30 protein-coding genes and 1 tRNA gene are annotated in these 25,689 nt (G+C 64.2%); 11 read left to right on the top strand and 20 right to left on the bottom strand.

Going from position 1 to position 25,689, the window contains the following annotated elements; genetic code table 11:
• The first annotated feature begins 99 nt into the window (after positions 1-99).
• The 11 genes from CH251_RS04780 (at position 100) to CH251_RS04730 (ending at position 8,528) form a co-directional block, all read left to right on the top strand.
• Positions 100-1,068: a metallophosphoesterase gene (locus CH251_RS04780; protein WP_094612159.1), complete on the top strand. Its 969-nt coding sequence runs from the start codon at positions 100-102 to the stop codon at positions 1,066-1,068.
• A gap of 17 nt (positions 1,069-1,085) precedes the next feature.
• Positions 1,086-1,159 (top strand) — tRNA-Pro (locus tag CH251_RS04775).
• Positions 1,160-1,264: 105 nt separating this feature from the next.
• On the top strand, positions 1,265-1,690 hold the full coding sequence (locus CH251_RS04770) for an SRPBCC family protein (protein WP_045200851.1): 426 nt from the start codon (positions 1,265-1,267) through the stop codon (positions 1,688-1,690).
• Between the two features lie 151 nt (positions 1,691-1,841).
• Positions 1,842-2,984 carry a sensor histidine kinase gene (locus CH251_RS04765; RefSeq protein ID WP_094612070.1) on the top strand — a complete coding sequence of 381 codons (1,143 nt, stop codon included), beginning with the start codon at positions 1,842-1,844 and terminating at the stop codon, positions 2,982-2,984.
• Positions 2,981-3,655 (top strand): response regulator transcription factor, encoded by a 675-nt coding sequence (locus tag CH251_RS04760; protein ID WP_032380023.1) that lies wholly within the window; start codon positions 2,981-2,983, stop codon positions 3,653-3,655. The genes CH251_RS04765 and CH251_RS04760 overlap by 4 nt, the downstream gene beginning before the upstream one ends.
• An 82-nt stretch (positions 3,656-3,737) precedes the next feature.
• On the top strand, positions 3,738-4,640 hold the full coding sequence (locus CH251_RS04755) for an ABC transporter ATP-binding protein (RefSeq protein ID WP_094612069.1): 903 nt from the start codon (positions 3,738-3,740) through the stop codon (positions 4,638-4,640).
• Positions 4,637-5,383 carry an ABC transporter permease gene (locus CH251_RS04750; RefSeq protein WP_094612068.1) on the top strand — a complete coding sequence of 249 codons (747 nt, stop codon included), beginning with the start codon at positions 4,637-4,639 and terminating at the stop codon, positions 5,381-5,383. Before CH251_RS04755 ends, CH251_RS04750 begins: the two co-directional genes overlap by 4 nt.
• The gene (locus tag CH251_RS04745) at positions 5,380-6,135 is read left to right on the top strand and encodes an ABC transporter permease (protein WP_094612067.1); all 756 of its coding nucleotides are present in this window, start codon (positions 5,380-5,382) and stop codon (positions 6,133-6,135) included. Before CH251_RS04750 ends, CH251_RS04745 begins: the two co-directional genes overlap by 4 nt.
• 25 nt (positions 6,136-6,160) lie before the next feature.
• Complete coding sequence (locus CH251_RS04740; RefSeq protein WP_094612066.1) at positions 6,161-6,529, top strand: hypothetical protein; 369 nt, start codon at positions 6,161-6,163, stop codon at positions 6,527-6,529.
• A gap of 78 nt (positions 6,530-6,607) precedes the next feature.
• Positions 6,608-7,828, top strand: a complete 1,221-nt coding sequence (locus CH251_RS04735) for a sensor histidine kinase (RefSeq protein ID WP_094612065.1) — start codon at positions 6,608-6,610, stop codon at positions 7,826-7,828.
• 34 nt (positions 7,829-7,862) lie between these two features.
• Positions 7,863-8,528 carry a response regulator transcription factor gene (locus CH251_RS04730; protein WP_094612064.1) on the top strand — a complete coding sequence of 222 codons (666 nt, stop codon included), beginning with the start codon at positions 7,863-7,865 and terminating at the stop codon, positions 8,526-8,528.
• A gap of 10 nt (positions 8,529-8,538) precedes the next feature.
• On the opposite strand, the gene CH251_RS04725 is transcribed toward CH251_RS04730, so the two are convergent.
• From CH251_RS04725 to CH251_RS04650, 20 genes are all read right to left on the bottom strand, one after another.
• A complete protein-coding gene (locus CH251_RS04725; RefSeq protein WP_179273608.1) occupies positions 8,539-9,366 on the bottom strand; it encodes an ABC transporter permease in 828 nt (275 codons plus the stop codon).
• Positions 9,356-10,351, bottom strand: coding sequence for an ABC transporter ATP-binding protein (locus tag CH251_RS04720; RefSeq protein ID WP_256978826.1), 996 nt, complete (start codon positions 10,349-10,351; stop codon positions 9,356-9,358). The genes CH251_RS04725 and CH251_RS04720 overlap by 11 nt, the downstream gene beginning before the upstream one ends.
• A 109-nt stretch (positions 10,352-10,460) precedes the next feature.
• Entirely contained in the window at positions 10,461-10,583 is a 123-nt protein-coding gene (locus CH251_RS27800) for a hypothetical protein (RefSeq protein ID WP_254925625.1), read from the bottom strand.
• A 59-nt stretch (positions 10,584-10,642) separates the two neighbouring features.
• Positions 10,643-10,765, bottom strand: coding sequence for a hypothetical protein (locus CH251_RS27795; RefSeq protein WP_256978825.1), 123 nt, complete (start codon positions 10,763-10,765; stop codon positions 10,643-10,645).
• Between the two features lie 57 nt (positions 10,766-10,822).
• The gene (locus CH251_RS27180; RefSeq protein WP_121872028.1) at positions 10,823-10,942 is read right to left on the bottom strand and encodes a lasso RiPP family leader peptide-containing protein; all 120 of its coding nucleotides are present in this window, start codon (positions 10,940-10,942) and stop codon (positions 10,823-10,825) included.
• Between the two features lie 49 nt (positions 10,943-10,991).
• Positions 10,992-11,111: a keywimysin-related RiPP gene (locus CH251_RS27175; RefSeq protein ID WP_141216059.1), complete on the bottom strand. Its 120-nt coding sequence runs from the start codon at positions 11,109-11,111 to the stop codon at positions 10,992-10,994.
• 147 nt (positions 11,112-11,258) lie between these two features.
• Positions 11,259-11,696, bottom strand: coding sequence for a lasso peptide biosynthesis B2 protein (locus CH251_RS04715; RefSeq protein WP_218828266.1), 438 nt, complete (start codon positions 11,694-11,696; stop codon positions 11,259-11,261).
• On the bottom strand, positions 11,693-11,986 hold the full coding sequence (locus tag CH251_RS04710) for a lasso peptide biosynthesis PqqD family chaperone (protein WP_080730710.1): 294 nt from the start codon (positions 11,984-11,986) through the stop codon (positions 11,693-11,695). Before CH251_RS04710 ends, CH251_RS04715 begins: the two co-directional genes overlap by 4 nt.
• Positions 11,987-12,023: 37 nt before the next feature.
• Entirely contained in the window at positions 12,024-13,868 is a 1,845-nt protein-coding gene (locus CH251_RS04705; RefSeq protein ID WP_094612062.1) for an asparagine synthase-related protein, read from the bottom strand.
• A 197-nt stretch (positions 13,869-14,065) separates the two neighbouring features.
• Positions 14,066-15,037 carry an LLM class F420-dependent oxidoreductase gene (locus CH251_RS04700; RefSeq protein WP_094612061.1) on the bottom strand — a complete coding sequence of 324 codons (972 nt, stop codon included), beginning with the start codon at positions 15,035-15,037 and terminating at the stop codon, positions 14,066-14,068.
• Positions 15,038-15,046: 9 nt separating this feature from the next.
• Positions 15,047-15,847: an SDR family NAD(P)-dependent oxidoreductase gene (locus tag CH251_RS04695; RefSeq protein WP_094612060.1), complete on the bottom strand. Its 801-nt coding sequence runs from the start codon at positions 15,845-15,847 to the stop codon at positions 15,047-15,049.
• Positions 15,848-15,876: 29 nt separating this feature from the next.
• Positions 15,877-17,676, bottom strand: a complete 1,800-nt coding sequence (locus CH251_RS04690) for a glycoside hydrolase family 15 protein (protein ID WP_094612059.1) — start codon at positions 17,674-17,676, stop codon at positions 15,877-15,879.
• Complete coding sequence (locus CH251_RS04685) at positions 17,673-18,362, bottom strand: HAD family hydrolase (RefSeq protein WP_094612058.1); 690 nt, start codon at positions 18,360-18,362, stop codon at positions 17,673-17,675. Before CH251_RS04685 ends, CH251_RS04690 begins: the two co-directional genes overlap by 4 nt.
• 100 nt (positions 18,363-18,462) lie before the next feature.
• On the bottom strand, positions 18,463-18,936 hold the full coding sequence (locus CH251_RS04680) for a Dps family protein (protein WP_032380678.1): 474 nt from the start codon (positions 18,934-18,936) through the stop codon (positions 18,463-18,465).
• A gap of 144 nt (positions 18,937-19,080) precedes the next feature.
• Positions 19,081-20,613 (bottom strand): catalase, encoded by a 1,533-nt coding sequence (locus tag CH251_RS04675; RefSeq protein ID WP_179273607.1) that lies wholly within the window; start codon positions 20,611-20,613, stop codon positions 19,081-19,083.
• Between the two features lie 91 nt (positions 20,614-20,704).
• Positions 20,705-21,139, bottom strand: coding sequence for a Fur family transcriptional regulator (locus CH251_RS04670; protein WP_094612057.1), 435 nt, complete (start codon positions 21,137-21,139; stop codon positions 20,705-20,707).
• 52 nt (positions 21,140-21,191) lie between these two features.
• Positions 21,192-21,827 (bottom strand): acetoacetate decarboxylase family protein, encoded by a 636-nt coding sequence (locus CH251_RS04665; protein WP_094612056.1) that lies wholly within the window; start codon positions 21,825-21,827, stop codon positions 21,192-21,194.
• Positions 21,827-23,518, bottom strand: a complete 1,692-nt coding sequence (locus tag CH251_RS04660; RefSeq protein WP_094612055.1) for a GMC oxidoreductase — start codon at positions 23,516-23,518, stop codon at positions 21,827-21,829. Before CH251_RS04660 ends, CH251_RS04665 begins: the two co-directional genes overlap by 1 nt.
• A complete protein-coding gene (locus tag CH251_RS04655) occupies positions 23,515-25,044 on the bottom strand; it encodes an NAD(P)/FAD-dependent oxidoreductase (RefSeq protein ID WP_256978823.1) in 1,530 nt (509 codons plus the stop codon). The genes CH251_RS04660 and CH251_RS04655 overlap by 4 nt, the downstream gene beginning before the upstream one ends.
• Positions 25,041-25,646 (bottom strand): TetR/AcrR family transcriptional regulator, encoded by a 606-nt coding sequence (locus CH251_RS04650; protein WP_373454915.1) that lies wholly within the window; start codon positions 25,644-25,646, stop codon positions 25,041-25,043. Before CH251_RS04650 ends, CH251_RS04655 begins: the two co-directional genes overlap by 4 nt.
• Between the last annotated feature and the right edge of the window lie 43 nt (positions 25,647-25,689).

Below are 25,689 nucleotides of genomic sequence, written 5' to 3'. Positions count from 1 at the left end.
CGTATCGTGGATGAGGTGTCCGCACAATTCAGTCCCTCGTTTCTCCGCACTTCGACGCAACTGCGCAGTGCCTCCACGCAACTGCGCTCTGCCGCAGAGCTGGCGCGAGATGCCGTCAGAGCGTCACCACTGAAGAGTTCGGTGATCGGGACGGCAGGAGCGGCCGCGCTCGGCGTCGGATACGCCACACTCATCGAGCGCAATGCGTTCACGCTCCGCGAGACGTCGATGGCGGTGCTCGAGCCGGGCTCGGCGACGTTGCGCGTGCTGCATATCAGCGACCTGCACATGATGCCCGGCCAGCGGATGAAGCAGAACTGGCTGCGCGAACTGGACCGGCTCGAGCCCGATCTGGTCGTCAATACCGGAGACAACCTCTCGCACCAGCGCGCCGTCCCCAGCGTCGTGCAGGCACTGGGCCCGATGCTCGCCCGGCCCGGCCTGTTCGTGTTCGGCAGCAACGACTACTTCGCGCCCAAGCCGAAGAACCCGTTCAAGTACTTCGACAAGAACCACAAGCGCACGACGGGTGAATCGCTGCCGTGGCGCGACCTGCGGGCCGCGTTCTCCGAGCGCGGTTGGCTCGACGTCACGCACGTACGCCGTGAACTCGAGGTCGCCGGGGTACGCATCGCGGCGGCGGGCGTCGACGATCCGCATCTGAAGCGCGACCGCTACGACACCATCGCCGGTCAGCCGAACCCGTTGGCAGATCTGCGCCTGGGCATCACCCATTCGCCGGAGCCACGCGTGCTGGACAAGTTCGCCCAGGACGGATACGACCTCGTCCTCGCCGGACACACGCACGGAGGCCAGCTGTGCCTGCCGTTCTACGGCGCTCTGGTGACCAACTGCGAGATCGACCGATCGCGAGTCAAGGGTCCGTCCAAGTGGGGTGCGCACACCCAGCTGCACGTCTCCGCAGGCGTCGGAACGTCCCCGTACGCGCCTGCGCGGTTCTGCTGCAGGCCCGAGGCCACGCTGATCACGCTCACTCCGGCCCCGAGAATGGGTCCGAAAAACGTCTCCGACGAGGGCGTTTCGCGTTCCGAGGCAGTCGTGAGTTAGACTTCTCCAGCGGTACACGGGGTGTGGCGCAGCTTGGTAGCGCGCTTCGTTCGGGACGAAGAGGTCGTGGGTTCGAATCCCGCCACCCCGACACAGATGGACTCGCTCGATTCACTCGAGCGGGTCCATTTTCAGTTGTGCGGTGCTCACGTACTGTGAGTCCACCTTGCCGGAGCCAGCGAACGGACTTCTCGACATGCCGACACCCACCCGCGTACACGTCAAGCACCGTTTCGTCTCTCCGCCCGAGGTCGTGTTCGCGGCACTGTCCGAACACGAGAACCTGGGGCCGCTCTTCATGGCCAAGATCGGCCGCGTTCGGGACGGTGACACCTCGCGCAATGGAGTCGGCTCCACCCGCAGTCTGAAACTCGGCCCGCTACCGGCGTTCGAGGAAACGACGGTCACCTCCGAGCCGAACTCGCTGATCGAGTACCGCATCACCAAAGGCGGCCCGCTACGCGGTCACTGGGGCGTGCAGAAGTTCACCCCCACCGCCGACGGCGGCACCGAACTCGATTACACGATCGGTTTCGACGCGCCGGTCCCCGGACTCGCTGCGATCGTCGGTAAGGCACTGACGTCGAGCATCTCGAAGAACCTGTCGCGCCTGGCTCCGTAGCCAGTTCTGCGCCCTGCCCGAACCGCACGGCCCGTCAGTGGCGAGAAAGGCAGCGACGGGGCTCGTAAAGAGCCGCGTCGACGGGAGGTGTCGTAGTTTCCGACTCGCTGCGACGTGACCCGAATGCGCTCGTCCAGTACGGTATCGGGCGATGACGGTGATCGATGGTGCCCGGTCGAGCCGGAGCAATCACAGGTTTCTGGACTGCGCTGTCGCGGCTGCGGTCTTTGCCTACAACCTGCCCGTCCAGGGATTCGCGGTCCCCGACAGTGCGGTCTCTTGGATTGCATATGCCCTGCCGGCCGGACTGTGTCTGCCGTATGTCTTCCATCGCCGTCGCCCCTTGTCGATGTTCTCGGTGATTGTGGCGACCGCCTATCTGCAACTCGTGCTCGGGGTGGAGCTGCTGGTCGCAGATGTGATGCTCGTTCCCGCTCTGCACGCCGTCGCTCGGAGTCGACCGCCGTCGAACTCGGTTCCTGCGGCCGTCGCAGTGGCGGTGTGGACGATCACGATGACGATGCCGTCGATGGAGCGGTACAGCATGTCCTTCGGTGACGTAGGGCTGCTGGTGCTGATCGTGGCGATCGCGTGGCTGACCGGAATGCTGGCGCGCGTCCGCAACGAGTACGTCCACAGCCTGCAGCTCCGCGCTGAGCAGGTGGAGCGGGACGCTGCCGCGGCCGAACGAACCCGGATCGCCCGCGAGATACACGACATCGTGTCCCACAGCCTGAGCGCGATCGTGTTGTTGTCGGAGGGTGCCGCAGGCACCGTCCGGCAGGATCCCGATGCGGCCGCCGCGGCAATGAAGACCGTTCGAGACACCGGGCGAGAAGCAATGACCGAGATGCGGTCGATGCTCACCGTTCTGCATTCCGACGATCCGGTCGACCGGGTACCTGCACCGGGTGTCGCCCAGCTCGACGGGCTCGTCGAGCGATCGCGGGCGGTGGGCATTCCGGTCGACTATCGCGTGACGGGCGAGCCCGTCGAGTTGCCGCCCGGTCTGCAGCTGGTGATCTACCGTGTGATTCAGGAGTCGTTGACCAACGTAGGCAAACACGCGGGACCGGAGGTTCGAGCCGTGCGAGTGCATCTGAACTACGGACCGGCGACGATCGAGTTGACCGTCGCGGACGACGGACGCGGAACCGATTCGTCGTCCGCGTCCGGGTGGGGGCTGATGGGTATGCGGGAGCGCGTTCTCGCGCAGGGCGGCACCTTCGACGCAGGCCCGACCGCGGACGGATTCCACGTCGCGGTCTCATTACCCGCCGAGGCGGTACGGTGACGATATCGGTTGTGCTGGTGGATGATCAGAACCTCGTGCGAGCCGGACTGAAACTGGTGCTCGGCTCGCGCGCCGAGGTGCGGATAGTCGGCGAAGCTGCCGACGGACGCGAAGGCATCGACGTGGTTCGGGCGACCAACCCCGACGTCGTTCTCATGGACGTCAGAATGCCGGTGATGGACGGCATCGAAGCAACCCGTGCAATCGTGCAAGCCACGAACTCGAAAGTACTGATACTGACCACCTTCGACCTCGACGAGTACGTGTTCGACGCCCTTCGAGCCGGTGCCGGTGGCTTTCTCGTCAAGGACGCTCCGATCGACGAGCTGATATCGGCGGTTCAGCATGTGCACGAGGGAGATTCGGTGGTCGCCCCGAGTACCACGCGGCGCTTGATCGAGCATTTCACTTCCGCTCCCGCACCCCGAGCGCGACCGGTGTCCACCTCTGCCGAACAACTCGCCGATTTGACTCCACGTGAACGTGAAGTCCTGGTCCACCTCTCGAGCGGGCTGTCCAATGCGGAGATTGCCATTGCGATCGCGGTGTCGGAAGTAACCGTGAAAGCCCACGTGGGACGCATATTGTCCAAGCTGGGGGTACGTGATCGCACCCAGGCAGTGATCGCCGCTTACGAGTCGGGACTGGTCGGTCCGGGTACCGGCGGCTGAAGGGAGGGTATACCTGGGTATACCCTCCGAAATACTCCTGCAGGCGGACGATTCTCCAGGCCGAATGCGGAACAGTCGGGGTATGGACATCGTCAGAACTCACAGCCTCGGCAAGCGCTACGACACGCATACCGTCGTCGACGACGTGAACCTTCGCATTCCTGAGGGCTGCGTCTACGGCTTTCTCGGTCCGAACGGATCGGGCAAATCGACGACCATGAAAATGCTGCTGTCCCTGATCCGACCGACCTCCGGTGAGGTGGAGATCCTCGGTAGGCCGATGAATCACGGCACTCGCCGCGAATTGTTGTCGCACATCGGATCACTCATCGAAGCTCCACCCGGATACGGGCACCTCACCGGTGCAGAGAACCTCCGTATCGTGCAACGCTCGCTCGGGCTGCGCGCCGAGCAGATCGAACGAGCGGTGGCCACCGTCCGTCTGCAGGAACACCTCGACAAGAAGGTGAAGAACTACTCGCTGGGAATGAAACAGCGCCTGGGCATTGCGATGGCACTCGCGCGCGAACCACAACTTCTGATTCTGGACGAGCCCACCAACGGCTTGGACCCGGCCGGAATCGAAGAGATCCGCGGCTTGCTCCGTCATCTCGCCGAACACGGTGTGACAGTGATGGTCTCGAGCCATCTGCTCGGCGAGATCGACAAGACGGCGAACATGCTCGGAATCCTGAGCCAGGGCCGCCTGATCTTCCAAGGCACCCGCGACGAGCTGTTCGCCGCCTCCACTCCGGACGTGCTCATCGACGCAATCGATCCCAGCCGCGCGAGTTCGATTCTGCAACAGAAGATCCCGGTGCAGGTCGACGACCACACGTTGAGGCTGTCCGGCATCGACGATCGAGGTACCGCACAGGTGGTGGCGGAACTCGTCGGCGCAAACGCAGGCGTCTACGGCGTTCGGCGCGACGATCAGTCGCTCGAAGACGTATTCATGAACCTGACGAAGGGTGGCCGATTGTGACGACCGTACGCAACGAATTCGCCAAACTCAGGCACCTGCGCATCGGCGCGATCGCCGCATTGTTGGTCGCCGCGATCGTCGGACTGACCTTCGTCGGCGCTCTCACCGCGGCGACGTCGAACGATTCGACCGCAGTCTCCTGGGCACTGCCACTGGCCGGCCTGTCCCTTGCCGTCCCCATCGCGTCGCCACTGCTGATCGCAGTGATGGCAAGCCGCACAGTGGAAGTCGAGCACCAGTCCAACGGCTGGTTACTGAACCAGACCACTGGAGCCGACCGCGGAGCCCTCGTGCGGGCGAAGCTCGTCTCGACGGGCCTCGCCGTCGGTGGCGCGACGGTGGCGGCCAGCGCTGCAGGTGTATTTCTGGGGACCGCCATCGGGGTGACCCAACCGTTGCCTGCCGGTCTGTGGTTGGGCTACACGGCGGCGGCGGTGACGGCCAACCTGGTGATACTCGCTCTGCACCTGCTGATCTCAGCGCGAGTGGACAACCAACTGGTCGCGCTGGGAATCGGCATCGTGGGTACCGTCATCGCGATCTGCGCCTCCGGATTCCCCTCCTGGGCAGCACACCTGACGCCGTGGGGGTACTACTCCTTGGCGTCCGCCGCCGACTACCGAGGCGAGCAGGTGGTGACGCTGAACCCGTCCTACGCCAGCATCGTCGCTCTCGGAGTTGTCGGGTCAGTGTTGTTCTGGCTCATGACCGTTCGACTCGATCGACAGGAGGTACGAGCATGAATGCGTTCTCGGCAGAAATGATCAAGCTCAGGCGCTCGCAGGCATGGGCTGTCGTCGTTCTCCTCCCTCTGATCATCGCGGGGGTCGGAACGTTCAACACGATCGCGTCGGGCGCAGAGTTGGCAGAGGGATGGCGCACCTTGTGGTTGCGCACAGTCGTGTTCTACGGCCTGTTCCCACTCGCACTCGGCGTTGCCGTACTGGCCTCGCTGGCGTGGAAATCCGAACACCGAGGAGGGAACTGGAATGCCCTGATGAGTGGGCCGGTTCCGTCGACGCGCATCGTGATCGCCAAGACGGCTGTGGTGGCAACGCTGACCGCGTTCATGAACATCGTCATGCTGGCAGCGGTCGTCGTTCTCGGCAAGGTGGTTTTCTCGCTCGACGGCATGCTTCCTTCCGAGCTCTTCGCGACCAGTGCACTCGTCGTGGTGGGGTCGCTACCGGTGGCGGCTCTGCAATCCGGTCTGTCGATGGCGATCAGGTCGTTTGCGGTGCCGATTGCCATCGCTCTCGTCGGGGCCGGTATATCGGTGTTCCTCCTCACCGCCGAGGTGACCGAGGCAATCTTCGTGTTGCCCTATGCCCTGGCAACTCGCGCAACCCAACTGGCCTCCGGAACTTTCGGTGACTCGGGTTCGCTGACCACCGGAGCCGCACTGTCGGTCCTGACGGCCACGGCACTGCTCACTGTCGTGGTCGTCGCACTGACCGGCAGAGCACTCGACCGCAAGGACATTCACGTTCAGTGATATCGCAGCGAAAGGAGAATCGACCATGACCGACAATCGAACTATCACTCGCGCGGAGTACACCGAACCGGGGCGCGCGCATCAGAACCCCGACAGGCGCGGTGCCGCTTCGCTCACCGCAGCACTGCTCGCCTTCCTTCTCACACCCGTGCTGGTGATCTTTCCGTTCGCCGGCTTCGTCCCGGTCGCGCTCGCCGCAACCGGGGTCGTTCTGGGGTGGCGGGCGACGCGACGCACTGCAACCGGGGTGGCGCGCACGGGATTCGTCCTGTCGATGATCGTGTTGTGCGTATCCGTGGCGGCGGCAGCCCTGTGGATCTTTTTCGTGGTGAATCCGTCGATCGCTCAGTACGGTGAGCTGCACGACGCAGTGAGCAACATCTTCTCCAGTTGATCCGACAACGTCTCGGCGATCGATCCGTGGGGCCTGTTCGAAACACTACGGACCACCTGGTCCCGTTATCATCGCCGCATGATGCTCACCACTGGATCCGAGCAACACCGCGTCCGAGCCATCGGACGCGGTGTTCTCTGCTTCGGCATCCTCTCCTATACGGGAGCCGTCTCGATAGGCGTGTACTGGCGAGGTACGACGACAGTTCTCCTGGTGGCCATTGCACTTGGCCTGTGTCTGCCATGGTTGTTCGCGCATCGCTATCCGCTGCGGTCCTTCGCCGTGATGTCGGCTGCCGGCACCGTCCAGTTGATCGAAGGTTTCGGCCCGATCCCGGCGAATCTCATGTTGCTTGCCGGGGTGTACGCGGTGGCAGCACACGCCCCACGCCGTGCGGCACTGCTGTGTGCGACAGCCGTCGTAGCGGGCGCGGTAATTGCCGCGATCCGGTGGGGTGAGACGTTCGCGGCATCTGCAGTGCCGCTTTCGGCCATAGGGACGACTACCGTCGCGGTGTGGCTGTGGGGTACCCATACCGCCTTACGTCGTGTGCACGACGAAACTCTGCGTACCCGTGCCGACCAACTCGAACGCGAGCAGGACCATTTGGCGCAGATAGCCGCAGCAGAAGAACGTGCCCGCATCGCGCGCGACCTTCATGACGTGATCTCACACAGTCTGGCCGGCATCCTCACCATGTCCGAGGGAACGTTGCGGTCATCCACCGAACTGGCCGAAGAACACAAGAATTCGCTCCGCATGATCAACACCCATTGTCGTGATTCGCTTTCCGAGTTCCGAAAGTTGCTCAAGCTGCTCCGAGACGAACCAGCGGACATGACGCGCACCTCGCCCCTTGTGTCGAATCTCGAGTTCCTGGTCGAATCGGCCGCGTCCGATACCGTCGCCACGGATTTGACTGTGGAGGGCCGTCATTGCGAGCTGCCACCAACGGTGCAGGAAGCCGTCTACAGAATCGTGCAGGAGTCGTTGACCAACGTGCGCAAACATGCTGGCACCTCGGTGACCAAGGTGACCGCATCGGTCGACGTCACCGCGGAGAATGTGAAAGTCGAAGTCAGTGACGACGGTGACGGGTCGGCTGCCGAAGTGGGTGCGGCAGAGTGCACTACGGACGGCTTCGGGCTACTCGGTATGCGCGAGCGCGTCGATTTCCTGCGCGGAACACTGTTCGCCGGGTCGCCGCCCGACGGCGGATTCGTCGTTCGGGCCACGATTCCTCTCAGCTCCGACGATCGCAGCTCGAACAACCGGTATGTTCGCACCAGAAACAACTGATCGCCATCAGCTGACTCGATCTTTCGGGGGGACAATGATTCGCACTGTCATCGTCGACGACAGTGAACTGTTCCGAGCTGGGCTGCGAATGATCGTCGAGTCCGGCGGCGGAACCACCGTCGTCGGCGAAGCAACCAACGGGATCGACGCAGTTTCCCTGGTCGAGAGCTTGCCGGGTGAGATCGACGTGGTCTTGATGGACATCGACATGCCCGGACTGAACGGAGTGGACGCCACTGCGCGGATCCTCGAACTCGACGCGCCTCCCAAGATCCTCATTGTCACGACATACGCGGTGGACAACCTGGCGTACAACGCCATCATGGCGGGGGCGAGCGGATTCTTGCTCAAGGACACTCCGCCCGACGCGCTTCTGTCCGCCATCGAGGCCACTCACCGCGGCACTGCGGTCGTCTCGCCGCAAATGACTCGGCAACTGCTGTGCTCGGTATCCCCGCAACGTGCCGGTATTCCCGCCGACGATTCCGTTCTGCGTCGCTGGGAGTCGCTGACGGACCGCGAACGTGACGTACTCGAGGCAATCGCACAGGGACTGAACAATTCGGAAATCGCGGACAAGCTGTTCATCGCGGAGGTTACCGTCAAGACACACGTGGGGCGGGTACTGCGCAAACTCGATGTTCGCGACCGAATTCAATGCGTGGTGTTCGCCCACACTGCGGGTTTGGTCTCGGACTGACGGAGTGTGATCACCCGGCACGCGAGGAGACGGCTCCGGATATCTTGGCACCCGCATCGCGCCGTGCCGCGCGCCGGAGCACGAACACCGCCGCGATGCATCCGACGACGCTCCAAGCACCGAGAACCAATGCGGTCTCGGCCAGGTGCCACCGCCCACCGATCTCCGAAGCGGCTGCGGCATCACCGAGGAGAGCAGCGCGCAGGGCCTGGCCCAGCCAGTAGAGCGGAGTCGCCTGTCCGATCGCCTGCATCCAGGACGCCTGGTTCGCCAGCGGGTACAACACGCCGGACACGCTCACCAGCGCCATGAGCAGAAGCGATACGAAACTCAGGTTCCGCGGGTTCTTGACGAGCGAACCCAGGATCGCTCCGAACGGCAGAGTAGCCGTCATGCCGAGGGGCAGAATCCACACAAGGTTTGCAAGTTCGATCGGATCGGCCGAGACGAACTGCCCGAACAGCACACCCGCTCCGATCAGTACGACGCAGAAAGTGATGAACGTCAGGGCCACCTGGCTGCTGATCTTGCCGACGAGATAGGTGTGAATACCGTAGGGCAACGATTTCACGCGCAGCAGACTTCCGTCCTCCCGCTCGGCGATGAGGTTGGTGGCCAACCCCATCAGTCCGCTGAACAGCACGTTGATCGCGAGCACTCCGGGGATGGCGAAACTACCGAGCGAAGCTCCGGAGCCCGAGACCTCCACTCCTCGAAGAAAATACATGACGATCAGAGCGATGCACGGAAAGAAGATGTAGTTGAGGACGAGGGTAAGGCTCTGTCTGAATTCGATGAGCCCGCGGCCGAGACCGAGACGGACGGTATCAATGAGCATGGAAGAGCACCTTTCCTTCATCTGGACTCGGATCGAGCTCCGCGGCAACGGGATCGGCACTTCGAATCATGTGCAGGTAGGCGTCCTGCAAATTCAGTGGCCGGACGACGAGATCGGTCACGTCGGAGCCCCCCGAGGCCAACAGTTCACGCACGAACTCGGTGGCGTTGTCGACCGTCGCCGCCTGCGAACGTCCACGGAGCCGGTACGACACCGCGGTACCCCAGGCGTACCGGCGGGCGAGCTGCTCGGTGGTTCCACGCGCGACGACACGTCCATCTACCAGAATCGCCACCGAATCTGCGAGAAGCTCGGCCTCGACCAGATCGTGGGTGGTCAGTACGACGGCCGTTCGCCGCGTGCGGGTGATAGACCCGATGAGTTCGTGAAAGTCCTGGCGCGCTTCGGGATCGAACCCGACTGTCGGTTCGTCCAAGAACAACAGTTCGGGATTTCCGACGAGTCCGATCGCGACGTCGAGACGACGCCGTTGACCTCCGGAGAGTCGACCTACCTTGGTCTGTGCTCGGTCGGTCAGACCGACAGCATCCAGTAACTCGTCCGTATCGTATGGCAGTCGGCCACCCGACGGCCCGAGTACCTGATAATGCTGTGCGAAGTGCAGCAACAACTCTCGAACTTTCCATCGACGATGATCACGCCATGACTGCAACACGACACCGATGCGCGACTGCCATTCGTCGTCGCCGTGGGCGGGATCGACTCCCAACACACGCACGTAGCCACTCGACCGGCGGCGAATTCCCTCGAGAATCTCGATGGTGGTCGTCTTACCCGCGCCGTTCGGCCCGAGCAATGCAACCACTTCGCCCGCCTCGACACGCAGATCGACCCCGGTCAACACATCGATCGACCCGTAGCGCATCCGAACGTCCCTGGCCTCGAGGGCCGGTGCGTCGGATCGGTTCGGGTAGACGGATGTGCCAGCGGAGTCGCTCGACTGCCCGTGCAGTGCCATCGTCATCGACGCTCCTTCTACGTTGTTGTCACAACAGTTCGGTACGACTCGGAATCGGATCCCGGACCGGCGACCCGGCACATGATCGTGCCGGGTCGCCGCACCGGGTGCAGTGTCACTCCTTGGAGTGATCCTCGAACGGCAGGATCGCTTCGGTGTGCGGACCGATGAACTCTCCGGTCTCGTCCTGGAAACGGCCAAGATCCGCAACGGCAGGTGTTTCGTATGCCTTGTTCACGATAAAACTCCTCGCTGAATTGTAGAGATGTCTCGAATTACCGGATGCAACTGACGAATTCACTCCTTGGAGTGGTCCTCGAACGGCAGGATTGCCTCGGTGTGCGGACCGATGAACTCTCCGGTCTCGTCCTGGAAACGGCCCAGATCTGCAACAGCAGGTGTCTCGTATGCCTTCGACATGTGCGTTACACCTCCTTTCCGTGGGTGATCATGCGGCGATGTTCGCGGCGTCGACGATCAGTTCTTGCGATCGGCGATCGGGTTCCAGCCCTCGGCCTGGCCACCGATGCCGAAACCGGTCTCGTCCTGGAAGCTACCCAGGTCGACGACAGCGGGAGATTCGTAATCCTTGATCATGGCGGTATTTCCTTTCGATTCTGTCCGGTCGAGCTTCTGTGATCCGGTGTCAGTTCTTGCGATCGGCGATCGGGTTCCAGCCCTCGGCCTGGCCACCGATGCCGAAACCTGTCTCGTCCTGGAAGCTACCCAGGTCGACGATGGTCGGGGCTTGGTAATCCTCGGTCATGTGTCACACCTCCTTTCGCATACTCAGGGGATCGGTCGATTCAGTCCGGGGCCCGTATCGAGTCCTCCGGTACGGGATCGACGGCGGTCGACGACGCGGTCGACCTCCGACGTCCCGAGTTCATGGGGCGCAGCCTGGAGCTCGAGCTCACACAGACTGCTGCAGTACAGATTTCGAGGAGACGGAGAAGAAGGTCGAGAAGTCGGACTTGGCCATCGGCTCATCGACGATCACTCCGTCGACCTCGATCCATGCATGGGCAGTGAACGGCGGCGACGAGAGCACGCCCACGCACCATTGCGGCCACGTGCCTCGTGCACGGCACACCAACACTGTCGCGAGGGAGCGAGGCAGACAAGCCGATCCACCTCTGCTGTAGGGGCTGGCGGTCAGGACTGCATCGCGAGCCAGACGAGCCTCCTCGTACGTCGCCGGCCGAGCGCCGGTTGCGATCCGTTCGAGGAACGAACGCAGGACGTTCGGAGGCATTCGACTCAGGCCCTTGGCGATTCCGACGCTCGCCTTGATGCCGAGAGTGGGGAGCGGACCGAGGGTCGAAGGAATGTGTGGCAGTACGTCACTCACAGCAGACCGACCCCTTCGAGTTGACGGTAGGCAGCGTCGACGTCGCGTCTCGCCAGTGCCGGGTCGATGGCGAACGTGTCGACCAACGCCGCGGCCGCGTCCTCGCGACTGCCACCCTCACGCAGGCAACGTGACACGATCAGCGCACTGTCGTTGAGGTGCCAGTACCGGCCGGCTGCACCGTCGAGAACGACGTGACCGTACTCGGTTGCCACCGTGTCGAGGTGCCTCGTCCTGCTGGAACGACCCGAGTTTCGCTGCGCAGCAGTGTCCTTGGTCCTCCAGAACATAGGTTTCTCCTTTGTCGATAGAGCCGGGATGGATCGATCACACAGTTACGTCGGTCCGATTTCGCTGAGCCGCAAGGAATACCGAGGCATTGATGGCCTGGTGAACATGTCCGACCGGTACCTCACGAGCTCGAGGCGACGTCGATGCAACAAATTCTGTTCGGTCGACCAGCCCGGTATCGAACAGTCGTGCGTCGTCCATCAGCTCCAGCAGTCGTCCGTAGTGGCGGGCGTACCCACGTACGGACTGCGGGCCGCCGCCGATCTTGTTCGTTCGCATCAGATAGTCGTTCGGTAGCAATCCGCGCATCGCGTCCTTCATCAGGGGCTTCCATTCGAGTGGGGTATCGCGTTCGTCGCGTCGAACTGCAAGGGCAGCTTCCACCACTCGATCGTCGAGCAGAGGCGAGTCGTAGGAGACTCCGAACGGCTGTCCCAGTTGTGCTGTGCCGCGGATCAGTCGGGCAGCATCGCGAGCGAAATACAGATCGATGTGCCCGGCAACGGTTCGGTCCAGTGGCTCCGCTGCCTCGAGCACGGAATCGATCTTGCTCCGAAGCAATTCGCGAGCATGCGGCGTAAGCCAGGGTGGCACAGCGGGAGGACTGGACCAATCGTTCATCCGTGGTATCTCGGGGTGAGGAGCTCCGGCCAGTGCTGCACGCATCGTGTCGGCGAACCATTGTCGGTACGTGCGCCGATCGGCCAACTCTCGCAAGGTCGTCAGCACTCCGATTCCCGCTGGAATGTGCTGCGCCCTGGCTCTGTTCCACCCGACCCACGGACGTGCGCGTGCGATCGTGTGCTCCCACGCATTGACGCCACGCAAAATGTGGTCCCCTCCGAGACCGGTGATATGCATCCGGATTCCCTTGCGGCGATCGTCGGCCAACATTCGTACGATCCGCGGCCCGGCGGTCGCGGCCTGCGTCGGCTCGTCGAGTCGAACATCCAGGCTCTCGACACCCTCGTAGAAGTCCTGCATGTCGTCCGTGGAGGTAACCTCGTGGGTGTGCACTCCGGGCATGCTCTTGATCGCCCGGCGAGCCCAGTGGAGATCCTCGCGTCCACCCGGGTCGTCGTTGAAGAGAGTGCGAGCGAGCACACCCTGCTGCGCTTGTGCTGCGAAGTAGCACAGCGGAGTGGAATCGAGCCCCCCGGACAGGTCGCAGGCCACCGGATCTCCGGGTGCGGTGCGCGCTCGAACCGAACCCTCCACCGCCGATCTGAACAGAACGGCACCCTCGGACCTCGAGGTGTCGGCCTGCGGCGCGTACCACCACGTTCCGGTCCGGCTTCGCTCACCGTTTCTGTCGACGGTGATGTATCGATCTCCGGCAAGTGGTTCGACCTCCGTCCACAACGGGACGCGATCGAGTGGGTGCGGCATGGTGCCGAGTAGTCGTATGGTGACGGCCGCTGGATCGACGTCGAACTCGCCCAGATCGGCCAGAACATCGGCGCGGTCGCTCAGGACCAGCACACCGTCGATGCACGCAGACCAGATTCTGCGGGTCTCCATTGCCGCGGCGCTGGCATAGATCTGTCCATCGACCGACACGATCGTCGTATAACTCCCGTGAAAGTTCGACGCTGCCGTTGCCGCCTGTGCCGGTACCGAAATGTCCTCGGCAAGTCTCCGCAGCCGGGACTCCGTCGCATCGGACCTACCGACGATTGCGACCGTCGTACGTCCATCCTGTGCGGTGACGAGTCGGTCGGTCGTGAGATGCCCGAGAAGCCATGGACGCCCCGAGTCGTGAGTGATCCGAGTGGTCGACACCTGCGCCAACCGGGCCGCCAACGCGCTTGCGCGGGGCGTATCGGGTAGCGCCACGAAAAAAGAGCGGCCACCCGCCTCGACAGCATCTCGCGTGTTCATCGTCCGCCTCCCTGCGGTGAGTGTTCGGCTCGTTCGATGTGAACCACTCTGCCGCGTGGGAACTCTCGTGGCGTCCTGCCTGCCGACGATTTCAGTCCTGCGACGGACGGACGCGGAGTCATACCGTGGGAGGACCGCCCGACGCGAACAACCCCGGCCGAATGAATCGGTCGGGGTTGTTCAGCTACCGGAGCAGCTCAGCTGGACGCAGCGCGCAGTTTCTCCAACAGCGGGCCTGCTGCCTCGGCCAGGAAGCGCTCCTGAGTTTCGTCGCCCACCTGAACCAGGGCGATGTCGGTGTACCCGGCCTCCCAGTACGGCTTCACGGCCTCGACGATCGCGTCCAGGTCCGGTCCGCACGGAATCGTGTCGGCCACATCCTCTTTCCGCACGAACTTGGTGGCTCCGGCGAATCCCGCCGTCGTCGGAAGATCGGCGTTCACGGCCCAGCCACCGGCGAACCAGCGGAATCGATCGTGCGCACGATCGATCGCCGCGTCCTTGTCCGGGTCCCAGGAGATGGGGATCTGGCCGATCGCCCGCGCCGGTCCCTCGTGGTTGTCCGACCACGCCTTGACGAGATCGGCATCCGGCTCGGTGGCGATGAGGTGATCGCCGTACTCGGCGAACCGCGCCACTGCCTTCTCACCGCCTGCTGCGATGCCTATCGGCACGCCGCCATCGGGCAGGTCCCAGATCCGGGCGGAGTCGACACGAAAGTGCCTGCCCTCGTACGTGACCAAGCCACCGGCGTGCAATGCGCGGATGATCTCGAGCGCCTCGACGAACATGTCCTGGCGCTTGTCGATGGACGGCCAGCCCTCGCCGACGACGTGCTCGTTCAGGTTCTCACCACTGCCGAGCCCGAGGGTGAAGCGTCCGTCGGCCAGGATCTGCAACGTCGCAGCCTTCTGCGCGACGACGGCGGGGTGGTACCGGATGATCGGGCACGTCACGTACGTCATCAACTCGACGCGTTCGGTGGCCTGAGCCACCGCACCGAGTGTCGTCCAGGCGTACGGCGAGTGCCCCATGGAGGACAGCCACGGTGAGTAGTGATCGCTGGCGACCTCGAAGTCGAAGCCGACTTTCTCGGCACCGACGGCGTACTGCACCAACTCTTTCGGGCCGCTCTGCTCGGTCATCAAGGTGTATCCGAAATTGGTCATATGTGTCTCCTAGATAGTTGCGACGGAACCGGCGTCGACTCGGTAGTTCGATCCGTTGACGAAGCTGGCGCGGTCCGAGCACAGGAACGTGATCACCGAGGCAACTTCCTCGGGCTCGCCTCGGCGTCCGAGTTCCATGTACGGGCGCTCCTCGTCGAGGAAGCTCTCGACGGCACCGTCGCGGTCGGTGCCCTTCTCCTCTGCACGCTTGTCCATCATCGCGTCGGTCATCGGGGTGTGAATGAACGCGGGAGAGACCGCGTTGACCAGCAATCCCTCCGACGCGTAGCTGCGCGAGAGCCCCTTGGCCAGCGCGAGAACCCCCGCTTTGGCCGAGCAATAAGGCAATTCGTCGTCGTACGGCTGCACGGCATCCTCGGACGTCAGCAGCACGATGCGTCCCCAGCCGCCGCGGCGTAGCGCAGGGAGGAATGCCCTGAGCAGACGGACCGGTCCCATCAGGTCGATGTCGAGGGTGGACCGCCATCCCTCCTCGTCGATCTCGTGGAACAGCCCCTGGGCTCCGGTCACGCCCGAGGACTGAACGAGGATGTCGATGTCGCCCACTGCCTTCTGCGTCTGTACCGCCAATTTCTCGACGGCCTCGGTGTCGGTGACGTCCGCGGCGAACGCGAACAACCGGCCCTCCGCCGCTGCGAGTTCGGCCGCGGCGGCGTCGAGCGAGCTCTGATCCTTGTCGCTGATGACGACCCGAACGCCTTCGGCCAACAGCATTTTCGCCGTGTGCCAGCCGATGCCGGAGTCTGCCCCGGTCACCAGCGCTGTTCTACCGTCGATTCCCAGATCCATACGATCCCACTTTGCGCTAGAGGTTGATGTCAGGCTGTGGCGTCGTGCGAGCGCGCGATGGTCAGCGCCGCATTCACCAGGGCCAGGTGGCTCAAGCCCTGCGGGAAGTTACCCAGAAACGATCCATCCGAAGCATCGATCATTTCGCTGTACAAGCCGACGTCGTTGGACAGCAGCACCAACTGGTCCATCAGCGCAGTGGCCTCGTCGTCCCGGCCGACGCAGGACAACGCAGACACCCGCCAGAACGCACAGGCCACGAACGTCACTTCTTCCTCGGACACGCCGCTGTAGCGATACATCAGCGGTCCGGCGCCGAGTTCTTCGCCGAGCGCATCGATGGTGGACGAAAGACGTTCTCCGCGATCGAAATCCATCTCTGCCGCCAGCAAGACCGACGCATCGAGGCCGTCGGCACCCGGGTACGCGAGGTAGGCCTGTCGCTCGTCCGACCAACACTCGGTTTCGATGTAGTGCCGGATGCGTTCCTTCTCGGCCTTCCATCGATCCGGTATGCCCGGGATCTCCCCCGCCTCGGCAAGGTGCACCGCGCAGTCGAGCGCTTGCCAACAGCCCAATTTGGAACTGGTGTAGTGCTGCTCGTCCTCGAGCTCCCAGATCCCGGCGTCCTTGCGCTGCCACGAATCGCACGCCTCGTCGGCGATGGTGGCGAGCAGCCGACCGGTCTGCGCGTCGAGGATGTTTCCTGCGTCGACGTACTGCCGGATGATCGAGAACAGGTCCCCGAAGATCATCAACTGCAGCTGGTCTGCAGCGGCGTTGCCGTTGACCACCGGCCCGATGCCTCGCCAACCGGGAACGTCGGGTTGTTCGGTGCCACCGGGCAATTCGCCGCCCAGGGTGTAGAACACGTTGACCAACGGATCGTTGACACGGATCACTTTCAGCAGCCAGGCCACCGCAGCATGGATCTCCTCACGAAGGCCGAACCGTTGCAGAGCGCGGATGGTGTACGCGGCGTCGCGAACCCACGCGTAGCGGTAATCCCAGTTCTTGCCACCGGTCCGGTTCTCGGGCAGCGAGGTTGTCGCGGCTGCAGCAATGGCACCGGACGGGCTGTGCAGCAACAGTTTCAACGCCAGTGCGCTGCGAGCCACATGCTCTGCCCACGGACCCTCGTACGAGAACTCGTCGGACCACACACGCCAGTTGTCGATGGTCCGGTCGATCCCCTCGTCGAGATGCTGCGGATCGGGCAACGGCAGTGGCTCGTTTTCCGTCCCCACCACACCGAGCACATGCCGAGAACCCGGTTGCGTGCAGACGACCCCACCGATGTCGCGGTCCGCCACGCGCACGTTCTCGATGCCCAGAGTCCGCACCGCCAAGGTCAATCCGTCGACCCGCAGGACGGTGCCGTGCTCGGTGTCGTAGGCCCACGGCGACGCGATGCCCAGCATCGTGCCCGGCGCGACGGACCACCTCAGCTCGACGGTGCCGTCGAGGCCTTCGACGCGGCGCGCCAACTCCACCCACGGAAGACGGCCGGCGACACCGGTGTTCAACGAGTCGGTGACGCGCACGGCTCCGGATTCGGTACGGAATGTGGTACTCAGAACGTTTGTCCCGGGGACGAATTCACGCTGGACGGTGAATTCTTCCACCGGGGTCAGTTCGATGTAGCCGCCATGTGGCGCGTCCAGCAACGCTGCGAACGGCGGCGGCGAGTCGAGGTTGGGTACCGGAAACCAGTCGATCCGGCCGTCGTCGGCGATCATTGCCACGGTTCGGCCGTCGCCGATCGCGCCGTAGCTCTCGATGGGGACGTAACCGTCGACCCTGGGGCACGGCTTACGGAACTCGTTCAAGCACGTGCCTTTCCAGCGAAGATCGGGCTTCTCTCGACGTGCTCGAGCAGATCGGCCGGATCGTCGAACACGGCTACCGCACCTGCGTCGAGCAACTCACCACGCGAGATACCGCCACTGCGGACACCGATAGCGCGTACGCCCGCACGCCCGGCCGACTCGATGTCCCACACACTGTCACCGACCATCACGGCATGCGCCGCCTCGACGCCTGCCCGCTCGAGTGCCACCGCGACGATGTCGGGCTCCGGCTTGGCGACCTCGGCGTCCTCGCCGCTCGTCACCACCGCGACGGAATCCTCGACGTCGAGCAGGTCGCGCAACGTCGACAGTTCGCTCTCGGGGGCCGAGGTGGCGAGCACTACGGTGACGCCGCGAGAGTTCAAGTCCGCCAACAGTTCACGGGCACCCGGGAGCACTTCGAGATCGGACGAGGCATTGGCGTAGTACTCGCCGTGCAGTTTCTTCGCTTCCTGCGCCACCGCACTGTCGGACGACCCGACGAGCGTCTCGAGCAACTTCGACCCGTCCATCCCGATGCTGCGGTGAACGCGCCACGATGGCACCTCGTGGCCGGCCTCACGAAACGCACGCGACCACGCGTCGACGTGCACGTAGTTGGAATCGACGAGGGTGCCGTCGATGTCGAGCAGAACAGCCTCGACAGTCGGCTTGGAAACAGGCATGACCGTCGGATACCCGGGGGTGGTGCGGGCAAACAATCGACAGACAAAGCAACAGGCCCCCCGCAGTACGCGAGGGGCCTGTCGAGTGGAGAACCGCCGGCTAGCTGGCCTGGGCCTGCCACATCCAGTGCAGCTGCTCGAGCCGAGCTGTGATGCCGATGAGCAGGTCCTGGGTCACCGGATCGGCTTCGCCGGTGTCGGCGATGCGTCCGCGAAGACGCTCGACGACCGCGGCGATGTTGTCGACGACCGCGGGGACGACCTCGCTGTCCTGAGTCCATCCGGCACCGAAGCCCTTGGTGCCCGCCGTCGAGGAGACGGTGGCTGCGCGGCCGTCGGGGCTGACGCCGATGGCGGTGGCGCGTTCGGCGGCCTGATCGGTGAATTCACGTGCGGCCGTGACCAACTCGTCGAGTTCGAGGTGCACCGACCGGAAGTTCTTACCGATCACGTTCCAGTGCGCCTGCTTCGCGATGAGCGAGAGGTCGATGAGATCGACCACGGTTCCCTGGAGTGCGTCGCCGGCGATCTTCTGCTGACCTGCGTCGAGGGTACTGGTGATGGGGTTCGTCATGATGTGGCCTCCCTGCCGTTGGACGACGGTATGCATCGCACACCATTATTGTTCTTCCGTCTGTACTACACAACGGCATGCAGTCACACGTTGTTCCGGATCGACGCCACCGTCGCTGTGACGCCGATCCCAGAACCGGTCGGATCAGACCTTGGCGGCCTCGTCGGCAGGATCGTCGACTGCGCCTGCACCGGTGGTCGGTGCGGTCTCGTTCTGCTGCGACCGAACGCCTTCCTCGACCTTCTTGCCGAGCTCGGCATCGACATTGGTCCAGTACTCGAACACCCGGCTCAGAACGGGCTCGCTCACGCCGTTGAGGACGTGTCCGACGATGTTTCCGACGAGACGCTCACGCTGCGCGTCGTCCATGACCTCGCGGACCAAGGCTCCCGCCTGCACGAAGTCGCCGTCTTCGGGGTGCTCGATGTATCCGGTACGCACGAAACGAGGCTCGAAGTCCCACGCTCCGTCGTCGCCGTACTTGTTCGTGTCCGCCGACGGGCCGCCGAACGAGTTCGGCGCGTAGACGGGCGTCTCCGGAGAGTTGAACGAGTACCGCATGTTGCCGTCCTTGGAGTACGAGTTGACCTCGGACTTCGGGGCGTTGACCGGCAGCTGCGCGTAGTTCGCTCCGATGCGGTACCGGTGTGCGTCTGCGTAGGAGAAGACACGTCCGAGCAGCATCTTGTCGGGGCTGAAGCCGATGCCGGGCACGGTGTTGGACGGCTCGAACGAGCTCTGCTCGATCTGCGCGAAGAAGTTCTCCGGGTTGCGGTTCAAGGTCATCTTGCCGACCTCGATCAGCGGGTAGTCCTTCTGCGACCAGACCTTGGTGAGGTCGAACGGGTTGTACTTGTAGTTCTCCGCCTCGTCGTACGGCATGAGCTGCACCTTGAGGGTCCAGCTGGGGAAATCGCCGTTCTTGATGGATCCGAACAGGTCCTGACGGTGATGATCGGGGGACGTACCCGCAACCTCGTCCGCCTTGTCCTGTGTCAGGTAGTCGATCCCCTGGTCGGTCTTGAAGTGGAACTTCACCCAGGTCTTCGTGCCGTCCTCGGCGATGAGCTGGTAGGTGTGCGAGCCGAATCCGTCCATGTGGCGGAACGACTTGGGGATGCCGCGGTCACCCATGAGCCACGTCACCTGGTGTGCCGACTCGGGCGAGAGAGTCCAGAAGTCCCACTGCATGTTGTTGTCGCGCAGACCGGAGTCGGGCATGCGCTTCTGGCTACGGATGAAGTCCTGGAACTTGATCGGGTCCTTGACGAAGAAGATCGGGGTGTTGTTGCCGACCAGGTCCCAGTTGCCTTCCTCGGTGTAGAACTTGAGCGAGAAGCCGCGCGGGTCACGCCAGGTGTCTGGGCTGCCCTGCTCGCCCGCGACGGTGGAGAAGCGCGCAAGCATCTCGGTCTTGGCACCGGGCTGCAGCGCCTTCGCCTTGGTGTACTTGCTGATGTCCCCGGTGATCTCGAGTTCACCGAACGCGCCTGCGCCCTTGGCGTGGACGACGCGCTCCGGGACCCGCTCGCGGTTGAACTGCGCCATCTTCTCGATGAGGTAGTGATCGTGCAGAAGGATCGGACCCTGCGTTCCGGCGGTCAGCGACTGATCGTCGCTGGGCACGGGGATTCCCGAGTTGCTGGTGGTCGGTTTGTTGGTGATCGGCTTGGTCATACGAAGCCTCCTGAAGGGCTGGATCGGATTCGAGAAGGGGCTGCTTCTCGAAAATCTGTGAAACCGAGCGGCCGTACGCTGGACCGCAGTACTAGACGGAATGCCTCGTGCAGTCGCCGCACAAACCCCAGAACACGATTTCGGCTTCGTCGACGACGAATCCGTGCGTGTTCCCGGGTACGAGACACGGCGCTGCTCCGACGACGCAATCGACATCGGCCACCGCATGGCACTCTCGGCACACGAGGTGATGGTGATTGTCCGCCGTCCGGCTCTCGTACAGCGCGGCCGAACCGGCAGGTTCGATGCGACGCAGCAGACCTGCGTCGACGCAGGCCCTGAGCACGTCGTAGACGGCCTGGGTCGACACCGAACCGCCGCTCTCGCGAACGGCGGCAGCGATGTCGTCGGCGTCCGAATGCGGTCGGGCTGTGACCGCATCCAGAACTGCAACTCGGGGTCCGGTGACGCGCAGACCCACCGAGCGCAACCGCGCTACGGGGTCGACGCGTTCGGTGAGCTGCATGTACTCCAGTATGCCCCTAATCTGGACTAAGTCAAGAAAAGCAGCCTCTCGGCTATCCGACCAGGCGCGCTTCACCAGTCCGCATCGACCCCGACACGATCTGCAACCCGAAATACGTGCCCGACGGCATCCAGCGACCGAGCGTCGGGCCCTTGGCGTCCACCTCGACGCGGGCCACCCTGGCCTTGCCCTTCAGACTTGCAGTGGCGACGGCCGATCCGCCGGACACCGGCTGTGCGAAACCGATGGAGCCGAGCATCGGGAACTGCGGTCCCACGGCCCGGGACGTCGTTCGCACCGACCATTCGTCGCCGCTCGCCCCGGCCTCGCCCAGCACGTCACCCTCGAATTCGGCCAACACCTTGGGCAGGTGCCAGTTGGTCCGGCCGCCGTGCACCGACGTAGCGGAATCGACGGCGATGAACGGCACCGCCATCCGCGGAACGCGTCCGACGTCTCGGCGCAGGGCCGGGCTCGCCAGAATCTCGCGGTACGGGCCGACCGGCGAGGTCGTGTAGTCGACGATCATGCACATCGTGATCGGCAGCGTCTTGGCACCTGTCGGCGCGAAGTCCGACGACCGGGCCCGATGCCACCAGATCGTGGCGCGGACATTCGCCGGCCACGGCGCTGCCGGGCTGACCGGCCAGTCGGTGCGCTCGGTCTCGGATTCGGTGACACTCCACATCAGGAATCCCTCCCCACGACGGTCAGCGGGAGCCGCAGGGCACCCGGGGCCGACACCGGCACCACCGGGCGAACCGGCTGAGTGGGGGCGATCTCCTGATACTCCGAGCCCACCGCGGGTCGCCGATCGGGCTCACCCTTGTTGGGCCACAACGCCATTGCCCGCTCGGCCTGAGCCGTGATCGTCAAGGACGGATTGACGCCGAGGTTGGCGCTGACGGCAGAACCGTCGAGCACGTGCAGTCCCTCGTAGCCGTAGACCCGCTGGTACCCGTCGATCACACCGGTCTGCGACGAGTCGCCGATCGCGCAGCCACCGAGGAAGTGCGCGGTCATCGGAATGTTGACGATCTCGGCGATCGATCCGCCCGGGTCGCCGCCGATCTTGTCCGCGAGCAGACGAATGGCCTCGTGCCCCTGCGGAATCCACTGTGGTGGTGGATCACCCGCGCCCGGCCTGCTGGTCAGGCGACGCCCGAACGGCCCCTTCTTGGATCCGAGCTCGAGCGAGTTGTCGTCGGTCTGCATCACCAGTGCAATGACGGTGCGCTCCGACCAGCGATGGACCGACAGGCTGCGCGCCGCAGCGCCGGGATGACGCAACGCGACACCGAGGGTCTTGAGGATGCGTGGCATCTTGCCGCCGCCGTCGCTGAGCACGGTCTGCAACAGGCCGATGGCGTTGCTGCCCTTGCCGTATCGCACCGGCTCGATGTGGGTGTGATCGTCGGGATGGAACGACGACGTGATCGCCACGCCCTCGTGATAGTCGACCTCACGGCCGCGGGCGGTGGCCGCGAGCACGGCCTCGGAGTTGGTGCGCACGAGCGAACCGATCCGATCCGACAGCCGCGGCAACGAGCCCTTCTCCTTCGCCGCGAGCATCAGCTTCTGGGTGCCGTAGGTCCCGGCCGAGAAGATCACCTGATCGGCGGTGATCGTCTTCTCCTTGCGACGCAGCTTCCCGCCCGTCCGTCGCGTCACCACGTCGTAGCCTGCGCCGTTCGGGCGCACGTCCACGACCGTGGTCAACGGAAGAACATGCGCGCCAGCGTGTTCGGCGAGGTACAGGTAGTTCTTGACGAGGGTGTTCTTCGCGCCGACGCGGCAGCCGGTCATGCACGCTCCGCATTCGGTGCAGCCGGTGCGCTCGGGGCCTGCACCACCGAAGAACGGGTCGGGTGCAGTCTTGCCGCGATCACCGAAGTAGACGCCCACCGGGGTCGAGGTGAACGTGTCCCCCACGCCCATGTCCTCGGCCACCTCTTTCATCACCTTGTCCGAGGCGGTGATGGTCGGGTTGGTCTCGACGCCGAGCATCCGGCGGGCCTGGTCGTAGTACGGGTTCAGCTCGCGCTGCCAGTCGGTGATCGAACCCCACTGCGGATCCTCGAAGAACTTCGCCGGCGGTTGGTACAGCGTGTTCGCGTAGTTCAGCGAACCTCCGCCGACGCCAGCGCCCGCCATCACGAGCACATCGGGTAGCAGATGAATGCGTTGCACCCCATAGCAACCCAGCGCCGGAGCCCACAGGTACTTTCGTAGACGCCAGCTGGTCTTCGGCAGTTCGTCGTCCTCGAATCGGCGACCGGACTCGAGAACCGCCACCCGGTAGCCCTTCTCGACTGCCCGCAGCGCGGCGACGCTGCCGCCGAAACCGGAGCCGATGATCAATACGTCGTAGTCGCTCATGCTGATACCACCTCGTGGTCTGATTCGAGAGTGTCGGACGCGAGCCGATAGTTCACGACGTCGAACTCGCGCGTCTTGTTGCGGAACTTGAACGTGTAGGTGGGCCACATCGTCGAGTTGCGGCCGTTGGCGTCGAGGTACCAACTCGAGCAGCCACCGGCATTCCAGACGGTGCCGTCGAGTTCGGAGTCGACCCACGAATTGTGCTGCCGCTGAGCGGATTCGTTGACCTCGACGGCCGCGATCCTGCGATCCTTCATCTCGTTCAGCGCGGATACCACGTAGTTGGCCTGCGACTCGAGCATGTAGACGATGGAACTGTGCCCGAGGTTGGTGTTGGGGCCGTACATCAGGAACAGGTTCGGGAAGCCGGCGACGGTGGTCCCCAGATGCGCCTGCGGGCTACCGCCCCAGTGCTCCGCCAGCGTCCGGCCGTCCTTGCCGCGCAACAGATGCGACACCGGCGGCTCGGTGGGGGTGAACCCCGTCGCGAAGATGATCGTGTCCACCTCGTGGTTGCGGCCCGAGGCGTCGACTACGCCGTTCTCGGTCACCGACGCCAGGCCCGACGTCACGAGATCGACATCGGGACGATCCAACGTCCGCAGCCAATCATTGGACAGCAGAAGCCTTTTGCACCCGGGCGCGTAGTCGGGGGTGAGAGCGGCCCGCGTCGTGGGATCCTTGACCTGCCGCTTCAAGTTGGCCTTGGCGAACACCTTCACCGCGGGCAGCATCCACGGATTGTCCGCCAGCACCGTGACGTAGGCCTCGCGGTAGCCGTAGATGACACCGCGCACCGCGCGATGGGCCGCGGGAATCTTTTCGTACACTGTTCTTTCGAGCCGGCCGATGGTGCGGTCCAGGCGCGGAATGACCCATGCCGGCGTGCGCTGGAAGACGGTGAGCCGCTCGGCGCGGTCGACGATCTCGGGTACGAACTGCACCGCCGAGGCCCCGGTGCCGATCACGGCGACCCGCTCACCGGTGAGGTCGTGCTCGTGATTCCAGGTGGCGGAATGGAACACGGTGCCGGTGAACGTGTCGATGCCGGGGACGTCCGGGATCTTCGGCGTGGACAGCGCCCCGGTGGCAGCGACCAACACCCGGGCGCTGGCCGACCCCTGCGACGTCTGCACCGACCACCGCTTGCTCACCTCGTCCCAGGTGGCGGACCGAAGTTCACAGTCCGTGACGATGCGATCCTTCAGGTCCAGACGATCCACCACCGAACGCAGGTAGTCGAACAGCTCCGGCTGGCGCGCGAAGGTGTGACTCCACTTCGGACTCGGGGCGAACGAGAACGAGTACAGCGAGGTCGGCACGTCGCACGCACACCCCGGGTAGGTGTTGTCTCGCCACGTGCCACCGACGTCGGACGCGCGTTCGATGACGGTCACGTCGGCGCTCGGCTCGGCGGCGAGGATCTTCGCCACAGCGGCCAGGCCTGCGAAACCGGCTCCGACGACCAGCACGTCGAGCTGTGCGGGCAACGTTGCGTTGTGTGCGGGCTGCGTTGCGTTCACGAATCCATCACCTTTTCGGACCAGATCGGAAGGAGCCGCCCGCGCAGCTGCGCGTCGGCTTCGGGAGTACGGAACAGCGCCGAGACGGCCAGTCCGCGGGCGAGTTCGACACTGAGCTCGATGGATTCGGGGGACATCCGGCTACCCATGACGATCTGGGCACCGCCCTGAATGGCCTCGGCGACGCGCCGCTCCAGTGGGATCATCGCCTCGTGCAGCGCCGGGTCGGTACGGGCAGCCACCCAGAGCTCGAGCGCGGCGTGGAAGAGGGGACCGGAGAACGCGTCGGCCAGGATCTCGGGTCCTCGCTCGGGGTCCGGTTCGGCTTCGAGGATCTCCGAGAGACGACGGTCGACGAGGTGCTCGACGGCCGCGATCAGCAAGGATTCCTTGGTCGGGAAGTGGTGCAGCTGCGCACCGCGCGAGACGCCTGCACGCCGGGCGATCTCCTGGGTGCTGGTCTTGGCGAAACCCAACTCGACCAGGCAGTCGATTGCGGCGTCGAGCAGCTTCGCCCGAGTGCCCGCGGTGCGTTCGGCCTGCGTTCGGCGCTCGGTGGGTGCCGTGTCGTCGAGCCCTGTGTCGGTAGTCACACTTCGCACAGTAGCGCTAAATCAACAAACAGTCCAGCCTGACTTTAAGTTG

The sequence above is a fragment of the Rhodococcus sp. 06-462-5 genome, assembly GCF_002258315.1.
Taxonomy (GTDB): Bacteria; Actinomycetota; Actinomycetes; order Mycobacteriales; family Mycobacteriaceae; genus Rhodococcoides.
Note: the sequence above shows the minus strand (reverse complement) of the source record. Positions and strands in the feature narration are given on the sequence as shown.

What these genes read in the sequence shown, in the direction of transcription:
- CH251_RS04770 (WP_045200851.1), top strand. Translation starts at nt 1,265, where the DNA reads ATGCCGACACCCACCCGCGTACACGTCAAGCACCGTTTCGTCTCTCCG.
- CH251_RS04765 (WP_094612070.1), top strand. Translation starts at nt 1,842, where the DNA reads ATGACGGTGATCGATGGTGCCCGGTCGAGCCGGAGCAATCACAGGTTT.
- CH251_RS04755 (WP_094612069.1), top strand. Translation starts at nt 3,738, where the DNA reads ATGGACATCGTCAGAACTCACAGCCTCGGCAAGCGCTACGACACGCAT.
- CH251_RS04745 (WP_094612067.1), top strand. Translation starts at nt 5,380, where the DNA reads ATGAATGCGTTCTCGGCAGAAATGATCAAGCTCAGGCGCTCGCAGGCA.
- CH251_RS04740 (WP_094612066.1), top strand. Translation starts at nt 6,161, where the DNA reads ATGACCGACAATCGAACTATCACTCGCGCGGAGTACACCGAACCGGGG.
- CH251_RS04735 (WP_094612065.1), top strand. Translation starts at nt 6,608, where the DNA reads ATGATGCTCACCACTGGATCCGAGCAACACCGCGTCCGAGCCATCGGA.
- CH251_RS04730 (WP_094612064.1), top strand. Translation starts at nt 7,863, where the DNA reads ATGATTCGCACTGTCATCGTCGACGACAGTGAACTGTTCCGAGCTGGG.
- CH251_RS04725 (WP_179273608.1), bottom strand. Translation starts at nt 9,366, where the DNA reads ATGCTCATTGATACCGTCCGTCTCGGTCTCGGCCGCGGGCTCATCGAA.
- CH251_RS04720 (WP_256978826.1), bottom strand. Translation starts at nt 10,351, where the DNA reads ATGACGATGGCACTGCACGGGCAGTCGAGCGACTCCGCTGGCACATCC.
- CH251_RS27795 (WP_256978825.1), bottom strand. Translation starts at nt 10,765, where the DNA reads ATGTCGAAGGCATACGAGACACCTGCTGTTGCAGATCTGGGCCGTTTC.
- CH251_RS27180 (WP_121872028.1), bottom strand. Translation starts at nt 10,942, where the DNA reads ATGATCAAGGATTACGAATCTCCCGCTGTCGTCGACCTGGGTAGCTTC.
- CH251_RS27175 (WP_141216059.1), bottom strand. Translation starts at nt 11,111, where the DNA reads ATGACCGAGGATTACCAAGCCCCGACCATCGTCGACCTGGGTAGCTTC.
- CH251_RS04710 (WP_080730710.1), bottom strand. Translation starts at nt 11,986, where the DNA reads ATGTTCTGGAGGACCAAGGACACTGCTGCGCAGCGAAACTCGGGTCGT.
- CH251_RS04705 (WP_094612062.1), bottom strand. Translation starts at nt 13,868, where the DNA reads ATGAACACGCGAGATGCTGTCGAGGCGGGTGGCCGCTCTTTTTTCGTG.
- CH251_RS04700 (WP_094612061.1), bottom strand. Translation starts at nt 15,037, where the DNA reads ATGACCAATTTCGGATACACCTTGATGACCGAGCAGAGCGGCCCGAAA.
- CH251_RS04695 (WP_094612060.1), bottom strand. Translation starts at nt 15,847, where the DNA reads ATGGATCTGGGAATCGACGGTAGAACAGCGCTGGTGACCGGGGCAGAC.
- CH251_RS04685 (WP_094612058.1), bottom strand. Translation starts at nt 18,362, where the DNA reads ATGCCTGTTTCCAAGCCGACTGTCGAGGCTGTTCTGCTCGACATCGAC.
- CH251_RS04680 (WP_032380678.1), bottom strand. Translation starts at nt 18,936, where the DNA reads ATGACGAACCCCATCACCAGTACCCTCGACGCAGGTCAGCAGAAGATC.
- CH251_RS04675 (WP_179273607.1), bottom strand. Translation starts at nt 20,613, where the DNA reads ATGACCAAGCCGATCACCAACAAACCGACCACCAGCAACTCGGGAATC.
- CH251_RS04670 (WP_094612057.1), bottom strand. Translation starts at nt 21,139, where the DNA reads ATGCAGCTCACCGAACGCGTCGACCCCGTAGCGCGGTTGCGCTCGGTG.
- CH251_RS04665 (WP_094612056.1), bottom strand. Translation starts at nt 21,827, where the DNA reads ATGTGGAGTGTCACCGAATCCGAGACCGAGCGCACCGACTGGCCGGTC.
- CH251_RS04660 (WP_094612055.1), bottom strand. Translation starts at nt 23,518, where the DNA reads ATGAGCGACTACGACGTATTGATCATCGGCTCCGGTTTCGGCGGCAGC.